This is a genomic window from Paraburkholderia gardini (assembly GCF_907164545.1).
GTDB classification, from domain to species: Bacteria; Pseudomonadota; Gammaproteobacteria; order Burkholderiales; family Burkholderiaceae; genus Paraburkholderia; species Paraburkholderia gardini.
This window is the reverse complement of record NZ_CAJQZB010000005.1, coordinates 19,632-34,054: the sequence shown is the minus strand read 5'-3', so window position 1 is coordinate 34,054 and position 14,423 is coordinate 19,632. Positions and strand designations below refer to the sequence as shown.

Annotated in this window: 13 protein-coding genes; 9 read left to right on the top strand and 4 right to left on the bottom strand. The window is 63.5% G+C overall.

Annotation, left to right across the window (positions count from 1 at the left end):
- Nucleotides 1-44: 44 nt before the first annotated feature.
- Nucleotides 45-929, bottom strand: coding sequence for an endonuclease/exonuclease/phosphatase family protein (locus LPA37_RS05525; RefSeq protein ID WP_229011991.1), 885 nt, complete (start codon nucleotides 927-929; stop codon nucleotides 45-47).
- A gap of 158 nt (nucleotides 930-1,087) precedes the next feature.
- On the opposite strand from LPA37_RS05525, the gene rlmD reads away from it, so the two are divergent.
- A complete protein-coding gene (gene rlmD, locus LPA37_RS05520; protein WP_228974723.1) occupies nucleotides 1,088-2,425 on the top strand; it encodes a 23S rRNA (uracil(1939)-C(5))-methyltransferase RlmD in 1,338 nt (445 codons plus the stop codon).
- A gap of 144 nt (nucleotides 2,426-2,569) precedes the next feature.
- On the opposite strand, the gene LPA37_RS05515 is transcribed toward rlmD, so the two are convergent.
- The gene (locus LPA37_RS05515; protein ID WP_228974414.1) at nucleotides 2,570-3,493 is read right to left on the bottom strand and encodes an outer membrane protein assembly factor BamD; all 924 of its coding nucleotides are present in this window, start codon (nucleotides 3,491-3,493) and stop codon (nucleotides 2,570-2,572) included.
- 38 nt (nucleotides 3,494-3,531) lie between these two features.
- Here LPA37_RS05515 and LPA37_RS05510 point away from each other — a divergent pair, with 38 nt between their 5' ends.
- The 6 genes from LPA37_RS05510 to phaR all read left to right on the top strand — a co-directional run bounded on the left by LPA37_RS05510 (nucleotide 3,532) and on the right by phaR (nucleotide 10,992).
- A complete protein-coding gene (locus tag LPA37_RS05510) occupies nucleotides 3,532-4,776 on the top strand; it encodes an RluA family pseudouridine synthase (protein WP_229011990.1) in 1,245 nt (414 codons plus the stop codon).
- The gene (gene pgeF / locus LPA37_RS05505; RefSeq protein WP_228974411.1) at nucleotides 4,773-5,609 is read left to right on the top strand and encodes a peptidoglycan editing factor PgeF; all 837 of its coding nucleotides are present in this window, start codon (nucleotides 4,773-4,775) and stop codon (nucleotides 5,607-5,609) included. Before LPA37_RS05510 ends, pgeF begins: the two co-directional genes overlap by 4 nt.
- Nucleotides 5,610-6,064: 455 nt before the next feature.
- A complete protein-coding gene (phaC, locus tag LPA37_RS05500; RefSeq protein WP_229011989.1) occupies nucleotides 6,065-8,014 on the top strand; it encodes a class I poly(R)-hydroxyalkanoic acid synthase in 1,950 nt (649 codons plus the stop codon).
- 118 nt (nucleotides 8,015-8,132) lie between these two features.
- Complete coding sequence (locus LPA37_RS05495; protein WP_228974407.1) at nucleotides 8,133-9,314, top strand: acetyl-CoA C-acetyltransferase; 1,182 nt, start codon at nucleotides 8,133-8,135, stop codon at nucleotides 9,312-9,314.
- Nucleotides 9,315-9,538: 224 nt separating this feature from the next.
- Nucleotides 9,539-10,279, top strand: a complete 741-nt coding sequence (locus tag LPA37_RS05490; protein ID WP_228974406.1) for a 3-ketoacyl-ACP reductase — start codon at nucleotides 9,539-9,541, stop codon at nucleotides 10,277-10,279.
- Nucleotides 10,280-10,410: 131 nt separating this feature from the next.
- A complete protein-coding gene (gene phaR / locus LPA37_RS05485) occupies nucleotides 10,411-10,992 on the top strand; it encodes a polyhydroxyalkanoate synthesis repressor PhaR (RefSeq protein ID WP_228878685.1) in 582 nt (193 codons plus the stop codon).
- A gap of 78 nt (nucleotides 10,993-11,070) precedes the next feature.
- Here phaR and LPA37_RS05480 read toward each other — a convergent pair whose 3' ends face one another.
- Nucleotides 11,071-11,355 carry a helix-turn-helix domain-containing protein gene (locus LPA37_RS05480; protein ID WP_228974405.1) on the bottom strand — a complete coding sequence of 95 codons (285 nt, stop codon included), beginning with the start codon at nucleotides 11,353-11,355 and terminating at the stop codon, nucleotides 11,071-11,073.
- Nucleotides 11,348-11,707: a transcriptional regulator gene (locus LPA37_RS05475; RefSeq protein ID WP_229011987.1), complete on the bottom strand. Its 360-nt coding sequence runs from the start codon at nucleotides 11,705-11,707 to the stop codon at nucleotides 11,348-11,350. Before LPA37_RS05475 ends, LPA37_RS05480 begins: the two co-directional genes overlap by 8 nt.
- A 320-nt stretch (nucleotides 11,708-12,027) precedes the next feature.
- Between LPA37_RS05475 and rimO the strand changes: the two genes are divergently transcribed.
- The gene (gene rimO / locus LPA37_RS05470) at nucleotides 12,028-13,419 is read left to right on the top strand and encodes a 30S ribosomal protein S12 methylthiotransferase RimO (RefSeq protein ID WP_228974401.1); all 1,392 of its coding nucleotides are present in this window, start codon (nucleotides 12,028-12,030) and stop codon (nucleotides 13,417-13,419) included.
- A gap of 3 nt (nucleotides 13,420-13,422) precedes the next feature.
- Nucleotides 13,423-14,349 (top strand): sugar kinase, encoded by a 927-nt coding sequence (locus LPA37_RS05465; RefSeq protein ID WP_228974399.1) that lies wholly within the window; start codon nucleotides 13,423-13,425, stop codon nucleotides 14,347-14,349.
- Nucleotides 14,350-14,423 lie beyond the last annotated feature (74 nt).

Below are 14,423 nucleotides of genomic sequence, written 5' to 3'. Positions count from 1 at the left end.
GCTACAGGCGGCTCTCCAGCAAGGACGGCTACCCAGGCATTTCGCTAGTCCAGTTCAAGCACGAGCGGCTGATGGTCCGAGGCGCGCGTCGCGCCGTCGATCTCGCAACTGCGCAGACGGTCGCGCAGATCTTCGGTCGCGAACACGAAATCGCAGGTCAGCGAGCCATTTTTCCATTGCACGGTATCGTGGACGCCAGCTGTCGGTGGCGGCGTCGCGCCGGGATGCAGCGTCGCCCAGCAGTCGATGAAGGCAGGACTGCCCGCGAGCGGCTCGAGCATCCTCCGATACGCCTCGCTTCCAGATGCGCTGTTGAAGTCGCCGCATACGAGCGCGCTGACCGGCCGTTCCGTGGCGTTGAACGGGCTGATCGCATCTTCAGCGGGCGCCGGGTGTTCCGCATGACCGGCGGCTTCCTGCTGAAGCCGCCGCAATGCGTCGACCTGCGCGAGCCGCTGCGTCAGCGAATAAAACTCCAGATGCGTCACCAGTACGCGCAGCGCGCCGCCCGGCGCGTCAAGCACGGCTTCGAGCGCGACACGCTGCATCGAGGGCGCGGCCGGATCGGCAGGCCATGGCAGCGCGTGACGGATCACACGCTGGACCGGCAGCCGCGTCACCAGCGCATTGCCGAACTGGCGACGCAGCGGCGCGCCGGCCGGGCCCGCGGCGCCCGACACCCGTGAACTGACCGCCGGTAAATCGGCCCCGATGGCGTCCAGCACCGTATATCCGGGCAACAGACGCGCCAGTTCCGCAAACTGGTCGTCGCCCGGATGACCGGCCAGCGCGCCCAGGCCGCGGGTGATTTCCTGCACGCACAGCACATCGAAATCGGCGAGGCGTCGTGCTTCGTCGAGCGTATGCACGAGGTCCACCACGCCGTCCGCGCTGCGTCCCCACTGCACGTTCCAGCTGATCAATCGCATTGTCAGTTCTCCGGTGCCGGTTGCGCTTCGTCTACAATCTCGCCTTTCCCCACATGTCTGTCAGGAAGCCGCAGGTGTCTCGAACGTACCATCATCGCTCGCGTAGAAACAGGCCCTCGTCCGGGTCCGCCAGAACGGCTGCCGGCGACGCGCCCGTTATTGCCCCCATTCTCGAAATCGAATCGCTCGACATGGAAGCGCGTGGCGTCGGCCGTACCGTCAATGAAGACGGCGCGCCGGGCAAGGTGATTTTCGTCGAAGGCGCACTGCCGGGCGAACGTGTCACCTATTTGAGTTATCGCAGGAAGGCGAAGTTCGAGCAGGCGACGGTGGTCGACGTGCTGCGCGAAAGCGTGATCCGTACGAAACCGCAGTGCCGGTATTTCGGCACGTGCGGCGGCTGCTCGATGCAGCATCTGGAGATCCGCGCGCAGATCGCCGTGAAGCAGCGCGTGCTCGAAGACAATCTTTCACATCTCGCGAAGTTGCGTCCCGAAACCGTGTTCCGGCCGATTCACGGGCCGTCGTGGGGCTATCGTTACCGTGCACGCCTGACCGTGCGCGACATCGAAAAGAAGGGCGGCGTGCTGATCGGCTTTCACGAAAAGAAAAGCAGCTACGTCGCCGACATGACGACCTGCGAAGTGCTGCCGCCGCACGTGTCGGCGATGCTGGTGCCGATGCGTCGTCTCGTGGAAGGGCTGTCGATCCGCGATTGCTTGCCACAGATCGAGCTTGCGGTGGGCGCGTCGGTGACGGCGCTCGTGCTGCGTGTGCTGGAGCCGGTCAACGCCGCCGACGAACAGCTGCTACGCGATTTCGCCGATACGCATAACGTGCAGTTCTGGCTGCAGCCGAAGGGGCCGGAGACCGTCACGCCGTTCTACCCGCTCGACGCACAGCTGGATTACACGCTGCCGGAATACGACATCCGGATGCCGTTCAAACCGACCGATTTCACGCAGGTGAACCACCAGATCAACCGTGTGCTGGTGAGCCGCGCGCTGCGCCTGCTCGCGCCCGCCGCGACGGATCGTGTGCTCGATCTGTTCTGCGGCATCGGCAACTTCACGCTGCCGCTCGCGCGGGTGGCGAGGGAAGTCGTCGGTATCGAAGGCAGCGAAGCCCTGACGACGCGCGCGCTGGCCAACGCCGAAGCAAACGGCGTGGCGGGCCATACGTCGTTCGCGTGCCGCAACCTCTTCGAAATCACGGCCGACGACCTGCGCGCGCTGGGTCACTTCGACAGGTTTCTGATCGATCCGCCGCGCGAAGGGGCGCTGGCGGTGGCGAAGGCGCTTGCTGAAATCGCGCGGAGCGGCGACGGCCCGCTGCCGAAGCGCATGGTCTACGTATCGTGCAATCCGGCGACGCTCGCGCGTGACGCCGGGCTGCTGGTTCACGAGGCGGGCTACCGTCTGAAGGGCGCGGGTGTGGTGAACATGTTCCCGCATACGTCGCACGTCGAATCGATCGCGCTGTTCGAGCGGGACTGAACGAGCGGTTCGCGCCAGTCTTCAGGATCGATGCGATCCCTGAAGACTGGAGATGGACAGCAATCCGGCAACAATCTGGCCGCCACAAACAGAAACGCCACGGAAAATTCCGTGGCGTTTCTGTTTGACCCGGGCGGGACTGGTTTAAAACTGCCACCAGGACTTTTTCACGCCGGGGCGAGCATGACCCGTGACGTACGGGCTGTCCGGGAACGTGCCGGCCAGCACACGCTTCGTATCGTCGGCAAGTTGCGGCTGGTCGAGCTTCTGGTACGACAGCATCATGATGTGCAGCGCGTCTTCGATCGCCGGGGCGTTCTTGTATTCCTTGATCGCGAGTTGCGCACGGTTGATGGCGGCCACGTACGCGCCACGACGGTAGTAGTAGTCCGCCGCGTGCACTTCGTGCGAAGCCAGCGCATTCACGATGTAGCGCATGCGTTGCGCGGCATCCGGCGCGTACTTGCTGTTGGGATATTTGTCGACGACCACCTTGAACGCGTCATACGACTCGCGCAGCGATTTCGGATCACGCTCGCTCATGTCCTGACCGGAGAAGCGGCCGAACAGACCCAGATCGTCGTTGAAGTGGATCATGCCCTTCAGATAGTACGCGTAGGCAATGTCCGGGTGATCCGGGTGCAGCTGGATAAAGCGGTCGACGGCCTGATCGGCGTTGGCGGCTTCGCTGTCTTTCCAGCTGCAGTACGCCACGTTGATCTGCGCCTGCTGCGCGAAATGGCCGAACGGGTCGCGGCCTTCGAGCTGTTCGAAGTACTTCGCGCACTTGCCCCAGTCGCCGCCGGAGAGCGCGTCCTGCGCCTCCGTATATAATTTGTTGTTGGTCCAGACGGCTGTCTCGTCCGTCTTTTCGGGCAGGCCGTGGCAGGCTGCCACGATCGCGAGCGCTGCTGCACAGGCAAGATAACGGGCGACATTTTTCAGGCTGCGGGCCGCTTTCAGCGCCGCAGCCTGGCGGGTTGAATATGCCGCCGCGTGTGCTGCCGCTTGTGTCGCCACTCGTGCCGTTGTTTGGGCCGTATTAGTAATGATATTCAAGGCTCGCATTTTCCAGTCTAGCTTTACGTCCAGGTGACCCAGACTCAATGACCCGCTCAAAAACTCCGGGTACCGCCGCCGGTACTCCGGATAGCAACAAAGATTATAGCCCAAGCGCCGAGCCCGACGACGCGCTGGCAGCCGATTCCCTCGACGACGATCCCGGTAGCGACACACTTGTACCGTACGCCGCGCAGATGGTGGCGAGCCGGCCGGTCGACGAAGCGCCCCGCATCGCGCAGGTGCCGGACGACATGGCCGGCGACCGGCTCGACAAGGTGCTCGCGAAACTCTTCCCCGAATTTTCCCGGAACCGGCTGCAAAGCTGGATCGAGGCGCAGCGTGTGCGCATCGACGGCGCGCCCGCGAAAATCCGTCAGCCGGTGCCGCTGGGCGCCACCATCGAGCTGATTCCCGATCTTTTGCCCGAGCAGCTGGCATTTACGCCGGAGCCGGTGCCGCTCGACATCGTCTACGAAGACGACACGCTCGTCGTCATCAACAAGCCAGCTGGCCTCGTCGTGCATCCGGCGGCGGGCAACTGGGGCGGCACGATGCTCAACGGCCTGTTGTACCGCTACGGCGCGTCGGCCGCCGGCCTGCCGCGCGCCGGCATCGTGCACCGGCTCGACAAGGAAACCTCCGGGCTGATGGTCGTCGCGCGCACGCTCGAGGCGCAGACCGATCTCGTGCGCCAGTTGCAGGCGCACACCGTGAAGCGGCGCTATCTCGCGCTCGTGTGGGGCAACATGCCCGAAGAGGGCACGATCGACGCGCCGATCGGCCGTGATCCGCGCGAACGCACGCGCATGGCCGTGGTCACGAGCGCGGCGGGCAAGGCCGCGCGCACGCACTTCCGGCGTGTCGATTCGACGATGTGGGAACGGCAGCCGGTGTCGGCGATTCATTGCGACCTCGAAACCGGCCGCACGCATCAGATCCGGGTGCACTGCGCGCATATCGGCCATCCGCTGCTGGGCGATCCGGTGTACGGGCGCGCACGCGGCAAACGCTCGGTGACGCCGCTGCCGGATGGTTTCGCGCGCCAGGCGCTGCACGCGTGGCGTCTTGGGCTGATCCATCCGGAGACGGGCCGCTCGATGCAGTGGCGCGCGGACGTGCCGGACGACATGGCGGCGCTGTCGGCGGCGCTCGGCCTCGGCCGCGATGACGAAGGCGCATTCGACGACGAATACGGCGAGGAATACGACAACTACGACGACGGCGATGACGATGACGACGCCTCTTCCGGCCTGCCGCACGGCGACGACGAAGACGGGGACGACGCATGACGAGCGCACCTGAGCTGACGTTTGCCGACGTATTGCAGCCCGTGTGGCGCGTCTCGCCGCGCGTGCACTCGCTCGTCACGACGCGTAACGGCGGCGTGAGCCGGCCGCCGTTCGGACGCTGGACGGATGGCGTCGAACAGCCTGGCGGCCTGAACCTGGGCCGTCGCGCGGGCGACGATCCCGAGGCCGTCGAACTCAACCGCGCGCGTCTGCTCGCGCTGACGGGCACGCCGGCGGCGTGGCTTGAGCAGATCCATGGCGCGGAAGTCGTGAATGCCGCCGACGTGCTCGCAGGCGCGCGGCAGGGCGCGGCGCCCGTGCGCGCCGACGCCAGCGTGACAGACCGGCCCGGCACGATGTGCATCGTGATGATCGCCGACTGCATGCCAGTGCTGCTGTGCGATGCTAACGGCCGCGCGGTCGGCGCGGCGCATGCGGGCTGGCGAGGCCTCGCTGCCGGCATCGTCGAGAAGACGGCGGCGCGTGTCGCGCAACTCGCGGGAACCGGGCTCGAAGGCTTGCATGCGTACCTCGGGCCGTCGATCGGACCGACAGCATTCGAGGTTGGGGCAGACGTGCGTGACGCCTTCATGAACGGTGTCGACGGGGCACAACGCGACGCCACGTCGAAGGCGTTCGTGCCGCGTGCCGAATGGCCCGGTAAATACCTCGCGGATCTTCCGGCACTCGCACGCATTCGTTTGAACCAGATCGGCGTGACGCAGATCACGGGCGCCGATGCCTGTACCGTGACTGGGCGATCGCGCTTTTATTCGTATCGGCGCGATGCCGAAACGGGACGCATGGCGGCGATGATCTGGCTCGCCGATTGAGCGTGCTGCGAACGGATCGAAAGCGCGCGACGCGCTGCCTGACGTGAGTGCCCGGGTTTCTTTCGTGCCGGCAATTTTGCTGCGCCGCCGGATTCGCATCGGGCCGTACGGCCGATAACACATCATCACGTGGATGAGGCAGCACAAAAGGCTGCATAAAGCGCTGCCAGGGCGCCAATAGATGTAAAACAACCGCGCATTCACGTCGCATTCACGGTTATCCGGAGCGTTGACAAATCGCGATTTCAATGCCCTTAAAAAGGACATGGGGAAAACGATAATTAAAAAAATATCGCACTGCGGCAAAATCGGGATCAAGCATTGACATGCCTTGCAATGGGGAGCAAGAATGTTCCTCACCACGGGACAGGGCGTGACGAGGTCGCGAGCAATCGCCCACGTGCGTATCACCTGCCTCTCAACCAGTCCGTCAGGACTTACCGGTCAAAGCAGGTATGGCTGCATCAAAACGTTCTACGACTTCTTCCCGTAAGGCCGCGTCACCGGAGGCCGCGCAACCGCAGGCCGCACCCGATACCGCGACTTCGCCCGCCGGGATGCAGCAGATGTTCGACGCCTGGATGAATGCATGGCGCGCGGCCGGCAGTGCGGCCCGGCCTGCGGAAGGTGCCGCGGCGGCCAGTGCGGCCGCGCCCTGGTGGACCGTTACGGGTTTCGGTGCGAATGGCTCGAACGGATCGCCGTTCCCGATGCCCGGCATGCCACAGATGCCGTTTCCCGGTATGCCCGATTTCAGCAAGGCGGCGGCTTCGATGTCGCCGTTTGCCGCGTTGAATATGCCCTCGGCGGCGATTCCGCCCGGGCGTCTTCAGCAATTGCAGTCGGACTATTCGCGCGAAGCGCTGCAACTGATGCAGCAGGCCGCCGATGCGAAGCCGGCCATTCCCGAACTGAAAGACCGGCGTTTCAGCGCAGATGCGTGGAGCGCGACGCCTGCTTACGCATTTACCGCTGCATGGTATTTGCTGAACGCACGCTATCTCCAGGAACTCGTCGACGCGATCGAGACCGATGCAAAGACACGCGAGCGCATCCGCTTCGCTGTCCAGCAATGGACCGCGGCGGCATCGCCCAGCAACTTCTTCGCTTTGAATCCCGAAGCGCAAAAGACGCTGCTCGAAAGCCAGGGTGACAGCCTGCGTCAGGGCGTGATGAATCTGCTGGGCGACCTGCAGCGCGGCAAGATTTCGCAGACGGACGAATCCGGCTTCGTGGTGGGCAAGAACCTCGCGAACACCGAGGGTTCGGTGGTCTTCGAAAACGAACTGCTGCAACTGATCCAGTACAAGCCGCGTACGGCGACGGTGCGCGAGCGGCCGTTGCTGATCGTGCCGCCGTGCATCAACAAGTTCTACATTCTCGATCTGCAGCCGGAGAATTCGCTTGTCGCGCACGGTCTCGATTCGGGACATCAGGTGTTCCTGATTTCGTGGCGCAACGCGGATGCCTCGATCGTCCACAAGACGTGGGACGACTACATCGGCGGCGGTGTGCTCGCCGCGATCGAAACCGTTCGCCAGATCAGCGGGCGCGAGCAGATCAATACGCTTGGTTTTTGCGTCGGCGGCACGATGCTCGCCACGGCGCTTGCCGTCGCGGCCGCGCGCGGTGAACATCCGGCTGCGTCGATGACGCTGCTCACCGCGATGCTCGACTTCAGCGATACCGGCGTGCTCGACGTATTCGTCGATGAGTCGCATGTGAAGATGCGCGAGCAGACGATTGGCGGCATGGGGGGTGGTCAGCCTGGCCTCATGCGCGGCATCGAGTTCGCGAATACGTTTTCGTTCCTGCGGCCGAACGACCTCGTGTGGAATTACGTCGTCGATAACTACCTGAAGGGCCGCACGCCGGTGCCGTTCGATCTGCTTTACTGGAACAGCGATTCGACGAACCTGCCCGGTCCGATGTATGTCTGGTATCTGCGCAACACGTATCTCGAGAACAGGCTGCGCGAACCGGGCGCGCTGACTGTGTGCGGCGAGCAGGTCGACCTCTCGCGTATCGACGTGCCGACCTTCATCTACGGTTCGCGTGAAGACCATATCGTGCCGTGGCAAACGGCGTATGCCTCGGTGCCACTTCTTTCCGGGCCGCTCAGATTCGTGCTCGGCGCGTCCGGACACATCGCGGGCGTGATCAATCCGCCCAAAAAGAACAAGCGTAACTACTGGGTGCTCCAGGGCGAGGCGAAGAACCTGCCGGCGACAGCCGACGCCTGGTTCGAACAGGCAGCCGAAGTGCCGGGTAGCTGGTGGCCGGAGTGGACGCAATGGCTCGACCAGTACGCCGGGAAGAAGGTCAAGCCGCGCGCCGAGCCTGGCTCGGCGGAGCATCGCGCAATCGAACCCGCACCGGGTCGTTATGTGCTTCAGCGCGACTGACAGCAAAGGAATGGCGCAGCAACGGCGGCGGCATTAAGAGAAACCGTAATCGAAGCAGATGGATTTTTAACTTGACGGGCTGCGGAGTATCGAACCGTAACGCCCGGAGGAAATGAAAATGACTGATGTTGTGATCGTATCGGCCGCACGTACTGGAGTCGGCAAATTCGGCGGGTCGCTGGCGAAAATCGCCGCGCCCGATCTTGGCGCGACGGTTGTCCGCGCCGTTCTCGAGCGTGCCGGCCTGAAACCCGAGCAGATCAGCGAAGTCATCCTCGGTCAGGTGCTGACGGCAGGTTCGGGCCAGAACCCGGCACGCCAGGCGCTGATCAAGGCCGGGCTGCCGGCGGCCGTGCCGGGCATGACGATCAACAAGGTGTGCGGCTCGGGTCTCAAGGCCGTGATGCTTGCGGCCAACGCGATCATTGCGGGCGACGCGGATATTGTCGTCGCCGGCGGGCAGGAAAACATGAGCGCGGCGCCGCACGTGCTGCCGGGCTCGCGCGATGGCTTTCGCATGGGCGACGCGAAACTCATCGACAGCATGATCGTCGACGGCCTGTGGGATGTGTACAACCAGTACCACATGGGTGTCACCGCGGAAAACGTCGCGAAGGAATACGACATCACGCGCCAGCAGCAGGACGCGTTTGCCGCGTTGTCACAGAATAAGGCGGAAGCCGCACAGAAGGCTGGCCGCTTCGATGATGAAATTGTCCCGGTTGAGATCCCGCAACGCAAAGGTGATCCGGTACGCTTCGCGACCGACGAATTCGTGCGCCACGGTGTGACCGCGGAATCGCTCGCGAGTCTCAAGCCCGCGTTCTCGAAGGAAGGCACTGTTACGGCTGCGAACGCGTCGGGTCTGAACGACGGCGCGGCAGCCGTGGTCGTGATGTCGGCGAAGAAGGCCGAGGCGCTGGGCCTCACGCCGCTCGCGCGCATCAGGGCGTACGCGAGCGCGGGCGTCGATCCGAAGGTGATGGGCATGGGTCCGGTGCCGGCGTCGCGCCGCTGTCTGGAACGCGCGGGCTGGAGCGCGTCGGACCTCGATCTGATGGAAATCAACGAAGCGTTCGCGGCACAGGCACTCGCCGTGCATAAGCAGATGGGCTGGGACACGTCGAAGGTCAACGTAAACGGCGGCGCGATTGCGATCGGTCACCCGATCGGCGCGTCCGGTTGCCGGATTCTCGTCACGCTGCTGCATGAAATGCAGAAGCGCGATGCGAAGAAGGGTCTCGCGTCGTTGTGTATCGGCGGCGGGATGGGCGTGGCGCTGGCAGTCGAGCGCTATTGACGCCGGCTGGCGGTTGCCCGTGGGGCGCGGTGCTGCTTCGTGCCGCGTCGCGATGCGCGGGCAGCAGCCGTCATGCGGTTCGCGCGTGGGCGGAGTCGCGGCATGGAGGCCGGCCGGGACTCGCGCAGGGCAGAGGGAGAGGGCACGGAGACAGTAGTGGCGAGGAATGAGGCTGCCGGTCGATACCGGCAGGCACCTCGCACAACGATAATGGAGTGTGGTTTATGTCACAGCGAATTGCGTATGTAACGGGCGGGATGGGTGGCATCGGCACGAGCATCTGCCAGCGGCTACACAAGGAAGGTTTCAAGGTTGTCGCGGGCTGCGGCCCGAATTCCCCGCGTCGTGAGAAATGGCTGGGCGAGCAGAAGGCGCTCGGGTACGAATTCATTGCGTCCGAAGGCAACGTCGGCGACTGGGATTCGACGAAGCAGGCGTTCGACAAGGTGAAGGCCGAAGTCGGCGAGATCGACATCCTCGTCAACAATGCCGGCATCACGCGCGACGTGGTGTTCCGCAAGATGACGCATGAAGACTGGACGGCGGTCATCGACACCAACCTCACGAGTCTCTTCAATGTGACGAAGCAGGTGATCGACGGCATGGTGGAGCGGGGCTTTGGCCGCATCATCAATATTTCGTCGGTGAACGGCCAGAAAGGTCAGTTCGGACAAACCAACTATTCGACGGCCAAGGCGGGCATTCACGGCTTCACGATGTCGCTGGCGCAGGAAGTGGCCACGAAGGGCGTGACCGTCAACACCATTTCTCCGGGCTATATCGGCACGGACATGGTGAAATCGATTCGCCCCGATGTGCTGGAAAAGATCGTGGCGACAATTCCGGTGCGCCGTCTTGGGCATCCGGACGAAATCGGCTCGATCGTGGCGTGGCTCGCGTCGGATGAATCGGGTTTTTCGACAGGCGCCGATTTTTCGTTGAACGGCGGCCTGCATATGGGCTGATCCCGCTTGCGCCCCGTTCCGGCGGGGCGTTGCGGATCAGATGGTTCCGGCGGCGTCTCGCATTGCGCAGGGGTTCGATTGTGCGTGCGACGGGCGCCGTTTCTGCGCTCCCGGGCGCTTAAAGGCGTTAAATGACAACGACTACTACAAAGAAGACGACGGCCGAACGACTCATCAAGAAGTATCCGAACCGCCGGCTGTACGATACGGAGACAAGCACGTACATCACGTTGACGGACGTGAAGACGCTCGTCCTGGATCAGGAGGACTTCAAGGTTATCGACGCCAAGAGCAACGAGGACCTGACGCGCGCGATCCTGCTGCAGATTATTCTCGAAGAGGAAAGCGGCGGGCTGCCGATGTTTTCTTCGTCGATGCTCTCGCAGATCATCCGTTTCTACGGACACGCGATGCAGGGCATGATGGGCACGTACCTCGAGAAGAACATTCAGGCGTTCATCGATATTCAGGCGAAACTCACCGATCAGTCGAAGACGCTCTACGAAGGCAACGCGATGAATCCGGAAGTCTGGTCGCAGTTCATGAACATGCAGGCGCCGATGATGCAGGGGATGATGACCAGCTACATCGAGCAGTCGAAGAACATGTTCGTGCAGATGCAGGAACAGATGCAGACGCAGGCGAAATCGATGTTCAGCACGTTCCCGTTCAACAAGCAGCCGAATCCGAATCCGGAGCCGGAGAAGAAGTAAGGGAGCAGGGGCCGATACCTGAGACTCGATATCGACCGGCGCGGCGCTGCTGAAAACGGTCGATCCGTGCTTCCTGTATCAGGCCGCTTTCAGATCTCGCAATGCATCCGGGTGGAGCGCTGCGACCCGCAGCAGGGTTTGCGCTGCTCCGGTAGGTTGCCGCCGGCCTTGCTCCCAGTCCTGGAGCGTTCGGGTCGATACGCCGAGCAGCGCGGCGAATGCACTCTGCGACAGCCCGACTTTCGCGCGCGCCAGGGCCGCTGCGGTCGGCTCGATTTTCGTGACGCGCGCAGCGCGCCCCGTCTTCATGTCGCGCACGGACTTCAGCAAGTCCGCCTGAAACTGTTCCAGTTCTTTATCCATGTTCGATCTCCTGGCGTAGCTGGTTGAGAAACGTGGTGGGCAGATCGTCGAATTTTGCCTTCGTGTAAGCGATCAGCAACCAGATGCAGCCGTCCTCGACCAGGTTGTAGTAGACGACGCGTGCGCCGCCACGTTTTCCCATACCCGGCCTTGACCATCGCACCTTGCGCAGGCCTCCCGTTCCCGGGATGACGTCTCCGGATAACGGATTGCCGGCGAGCCACGTGATAAATGACTCCCGCTCATCGTCGTACCAGATTTCCTCCGCATAGCGCTGGAACGTCTTCGTTTCGATGACCGTATATATGGGTCTGAATTGTACGGCCTTGCCGTATATTTCGCAAGAATTCATTGTTATAAATGATGGAGCCCGACATGGGGCTCGATTGGGTGGCTAACGCGAAAGGGCTGCGCGGGAAACACGCGACAAACCACAACGCGGTTTCGCGACAGGATTGATATCGAGTGCCATTGCCGCGGTCCTGCAGCGACAATTCGGTCGACCGGACGACTTGCGTTAGCACGGGCGGTGTGCTGATCCGGAATCCCGGGAAGAATCTGGACGAACCTGCCCGGCCAGCGCGAATTCCCGCGCCTTCGCCGCGGGTGGCCGGACGTGGCGGCGCGGTACAATGCGGGGTTACGTTACCGCCATCCGCCGGACCATCCCCTATGCCGCAGACTTCCTCCCCCATTACGCCGACGCCGGCCGCCCCGAAAGTCGGGTTCGTGTCGCTCGGCTGCCCCAAGGCGCTCGTCGATTCCGAGCAGATCATCACGCAGCTGCGCGCCGAAGGTTACGAAATCTCCGGCACGTATGACGGTGCGGATCTCGTCGTCGTCAACACCTGCGGATTTATCGACGAAGCCGTGCAGGAAAGTCTCGACGCGATCGGCGAGGCGCTTACGGAAAACGGCAAGGTGATCGTTACCGGCTGCCTTGGCGCGAAGAAAAGCGCGAGCGGCAGCGGGCTCATCGAGGAAGTGCATCCGAAGGTGCTCGCCGTCACCGGCCCGCACGCGCTGGGTGAAGTCATGCAGCACGTGCATAACCATCTGCCGAAGCCGCACGATCCGTTCGTCGATCTCGTGCCGGCCGCGGGCGTGAAGCTCACGCCGCGCCATTACGCGTATCTGAAGATCTCCGAAGGCTGCAATCATCGCTGCACGTTCTGCATCATTCCGTCGATGCGCGGCGACCTGGTGTCGCGTCCGGTCGCCGAAGTCATGCTCGAAGCGGAGAACCTCTTCAAATCCGGCGTGAAGGAGCTGCTCGTCATTTCCCAGGACACGAGCGCGTACGGCGTCGACGTCAAATACCGCACCGGTTTCTGGAACGGCAAGCCGGTCAAGACGCGCATGACGGACCTCGTCGGCGCGCTTGGCGAACTCGCCGCGCAATACGGCGCGTGGGTGCGCCTGCACTACGTGTATCCGTATCCGAGCGTCGACGAAGTCATTCCGATGATGGCCGAAGGCCCGTACAGGGGGCACGTGCTGCCGTATCTCGACGTGCCGTTCCAGCACGCGCACCCGGAAGTGCTGAAGCGCATGAAGCGGCCGGCCAACGCGGAAAAGGTCATGGAGCGCGTGCGCAGGTGGCGCGAAATCTGTCCGGACCTGACGATCCGCAGCACGTTCATCGCCGGCTTCCCGGGTGAGACGGAAGAGCATTTCCAGACGCTGCTCGACTTCATCCGCGAGGCGGAACTCGATCGCGTCGGCTGCTTTGCGTATTCGCCGGTGGAAGGCGCGAGTGCGAACGAACTCGATGGCGCGTTGCCCGACGAAGTGCGCGAAGAGCGTCGCGCGCGCTTCATGGAAGTCGCCGAGGAAGTTTCGGCGAAGCGCATCGCGAAGAAGGTCGGCAAGACGCTGAAGGTGCTCGTCGACGAGATCAACGCCGAAGGCGGCATTGGCCGCACGGCGGCGGACGCGCCGGAGATCGACGGCGTCGTATATGTCGCGCCGGCCGTGAAGGCGTCGAAGCGCTACAAGGTGGGCGACTTCGTGTCGGTGAAGATCACCGGCGCCGACGGCCACGATCTGTGGGGCGAGGTCTAGGTCATGACGTCAGCGTTTCCCGGGATTCTCGCACTGGGCGAGGCGATGGTCGAATTCAACCAGTCTTCGAAAGACCAGCCGGCTTATCTGCAGGGCTTCGGCGGCGACACGTCGAACTTCTGCATCGCGGCGTCGCGCCAGGGTGCGCGTACCGGCTTTGTGTCTGCCGTGGGCGACGACCACTTCGGGCGTCTTCTGATCGACCTGTGGAACACGGAAAACGTCGATACGTCGATGGTGCGCGTCGACGCCGGCGCGCCCACGGGCGTCTATTTCGTCTCGCACGGCCCCAACGGTCACCAGTTCGACTATCTGCGCGCCGGTTCGGCCGCGAGCCGCTATGCGCCACGCGACCTGCCGCTCGATGCGATTGCCGCCGCGAAGGTCATCCATCTGTCGGGCATCAGTCTCGCGATCAGCGTGAGCGCGTGCGATGCCGCGTTCGCCGCGATCGACCATGCACGCGCAAGCGGCGTAGCCGTGAGTTTCGACACCAACCTGCGTCTGAAGCTGTGGCCGCTCGCGCGGGCACGCGCGGTGATGCTCGAAGCGATCCGTCAGACGGACATCTGTCTGCCGAGCTGGGACGACGTCACTGAACTCACGGGCCTCACCGGTCGCGACGAGATCGTCGATTTCCTGCTGGCGCAGGGCCCACGCGTGATTGCACTGAAGCTCGGCAAGGAAGGCTCTTACGTGGCGACGCCGGACGAACGTCGCGTCGTGCCGGGCTGCGTCGTGAAGGCCGTGGATGCTACCGGCGCCGGCGACTGCTACGGCGGCGCATTTATCGCGCGCATCGTCGCGGGCGACGATCCATTCGAAGCCGCGCGTTACGCGAATGCGGCCGCGGCACTCTCGACGCAGGGTTTCGGCGCAGTGGCGCCGATTCCGGAACGTCAGGCGGTCGAGGCGCTGCTCGCCAGCTAGAGTCAGGCGGGAGCGCGATACAGGCGCGTGTCGGGCAGAGCAGGCCCGCGCGCCGCCATCCAGATCATTCAAAA

Bases quoted from the DNA above. Each gene is read 5' to 3' on its own strand.
- LPA37_RS05525 (WP_229011991.1), bottom strand. From the start codon at position 929: ATGCGATTGATCAGCTGGAACGTGCAGTGGGGACGCAGCGCGGACGGC.
- LPA37_RS05515 (WP_228974414.1), bottom strand. From the start codon at position 3,493: ATGCGAGCCTTGAATATCATTACTAATACGGCCCAAACAACGGCACGA.
- LPA37_RS05510 (WP_229011990.1), top strand. From the start codon at position 3,532: ATGACCCGCTCAAAAACTCCGGGTACCGCCGCCGGTACTCCGGATAGC.
- pgeF (WP_228974411.1), top strand. From the start codon at position 4,773: ATGACGAGCGCACCTGAGCTGACGTTTGCCGACGTATTGCAGCCCGTG.
- phaC (WP_229011989.1), top strand. From the start codon at position 6,065: ATGGCTGCATCAAAACGTTCTACGACTTCTTCCCGTAAGGCCGCGTCA.
- LPA37_RS05495 (WP_228974407.1), top strand. From the start codon at position 8,133: ATGACTGATGTTGTGATCGTATCGGCCGCACGTACTGGAGTCGGCAAA.
- LPA37_RS05490 (WP_228974406.1), top strand. From the start codon at position 9,539: ATGTCACAGCGAATTGCGTATGTAACGGGCGGGATGGGTGGCATCGGC.
- phaR (WP_228878685.1), top strand. From the start codon at position 10,411: ATGACAACGACTACTACAAAGAAGACGACGGCCGAACGACTCATCAAG.
- LPA37_RS05480 (WP_228974405.1), bottom strand. From the start codon at position 11,355: ATGGATAAAGAACTGGAACAGTTTCAGGCGGACTTGCTGAAGTCCGTG.
- LPA37_RS05475 (WP_229011987.1), bottom strand. From the start codon at position 11,707: ATGAATTCTTGCGAAATATACGGCAAGGCCGTACAATTCAGACCCATA.
- rimO (WP_228974401.1), top strand. From the start codon at position 12,028: ATGCCGCAGACTTCCTCCCCCATTACGCCGACGCCGGCCGCCCCGAAA.
- LPA37_RS05465 (WP_228974399.1), top strand. From the start codon at position 13,423: ATGACGTCAGCGTTTCCCGGGATTCTCGCACTGGGCGAGGCGATGGTC.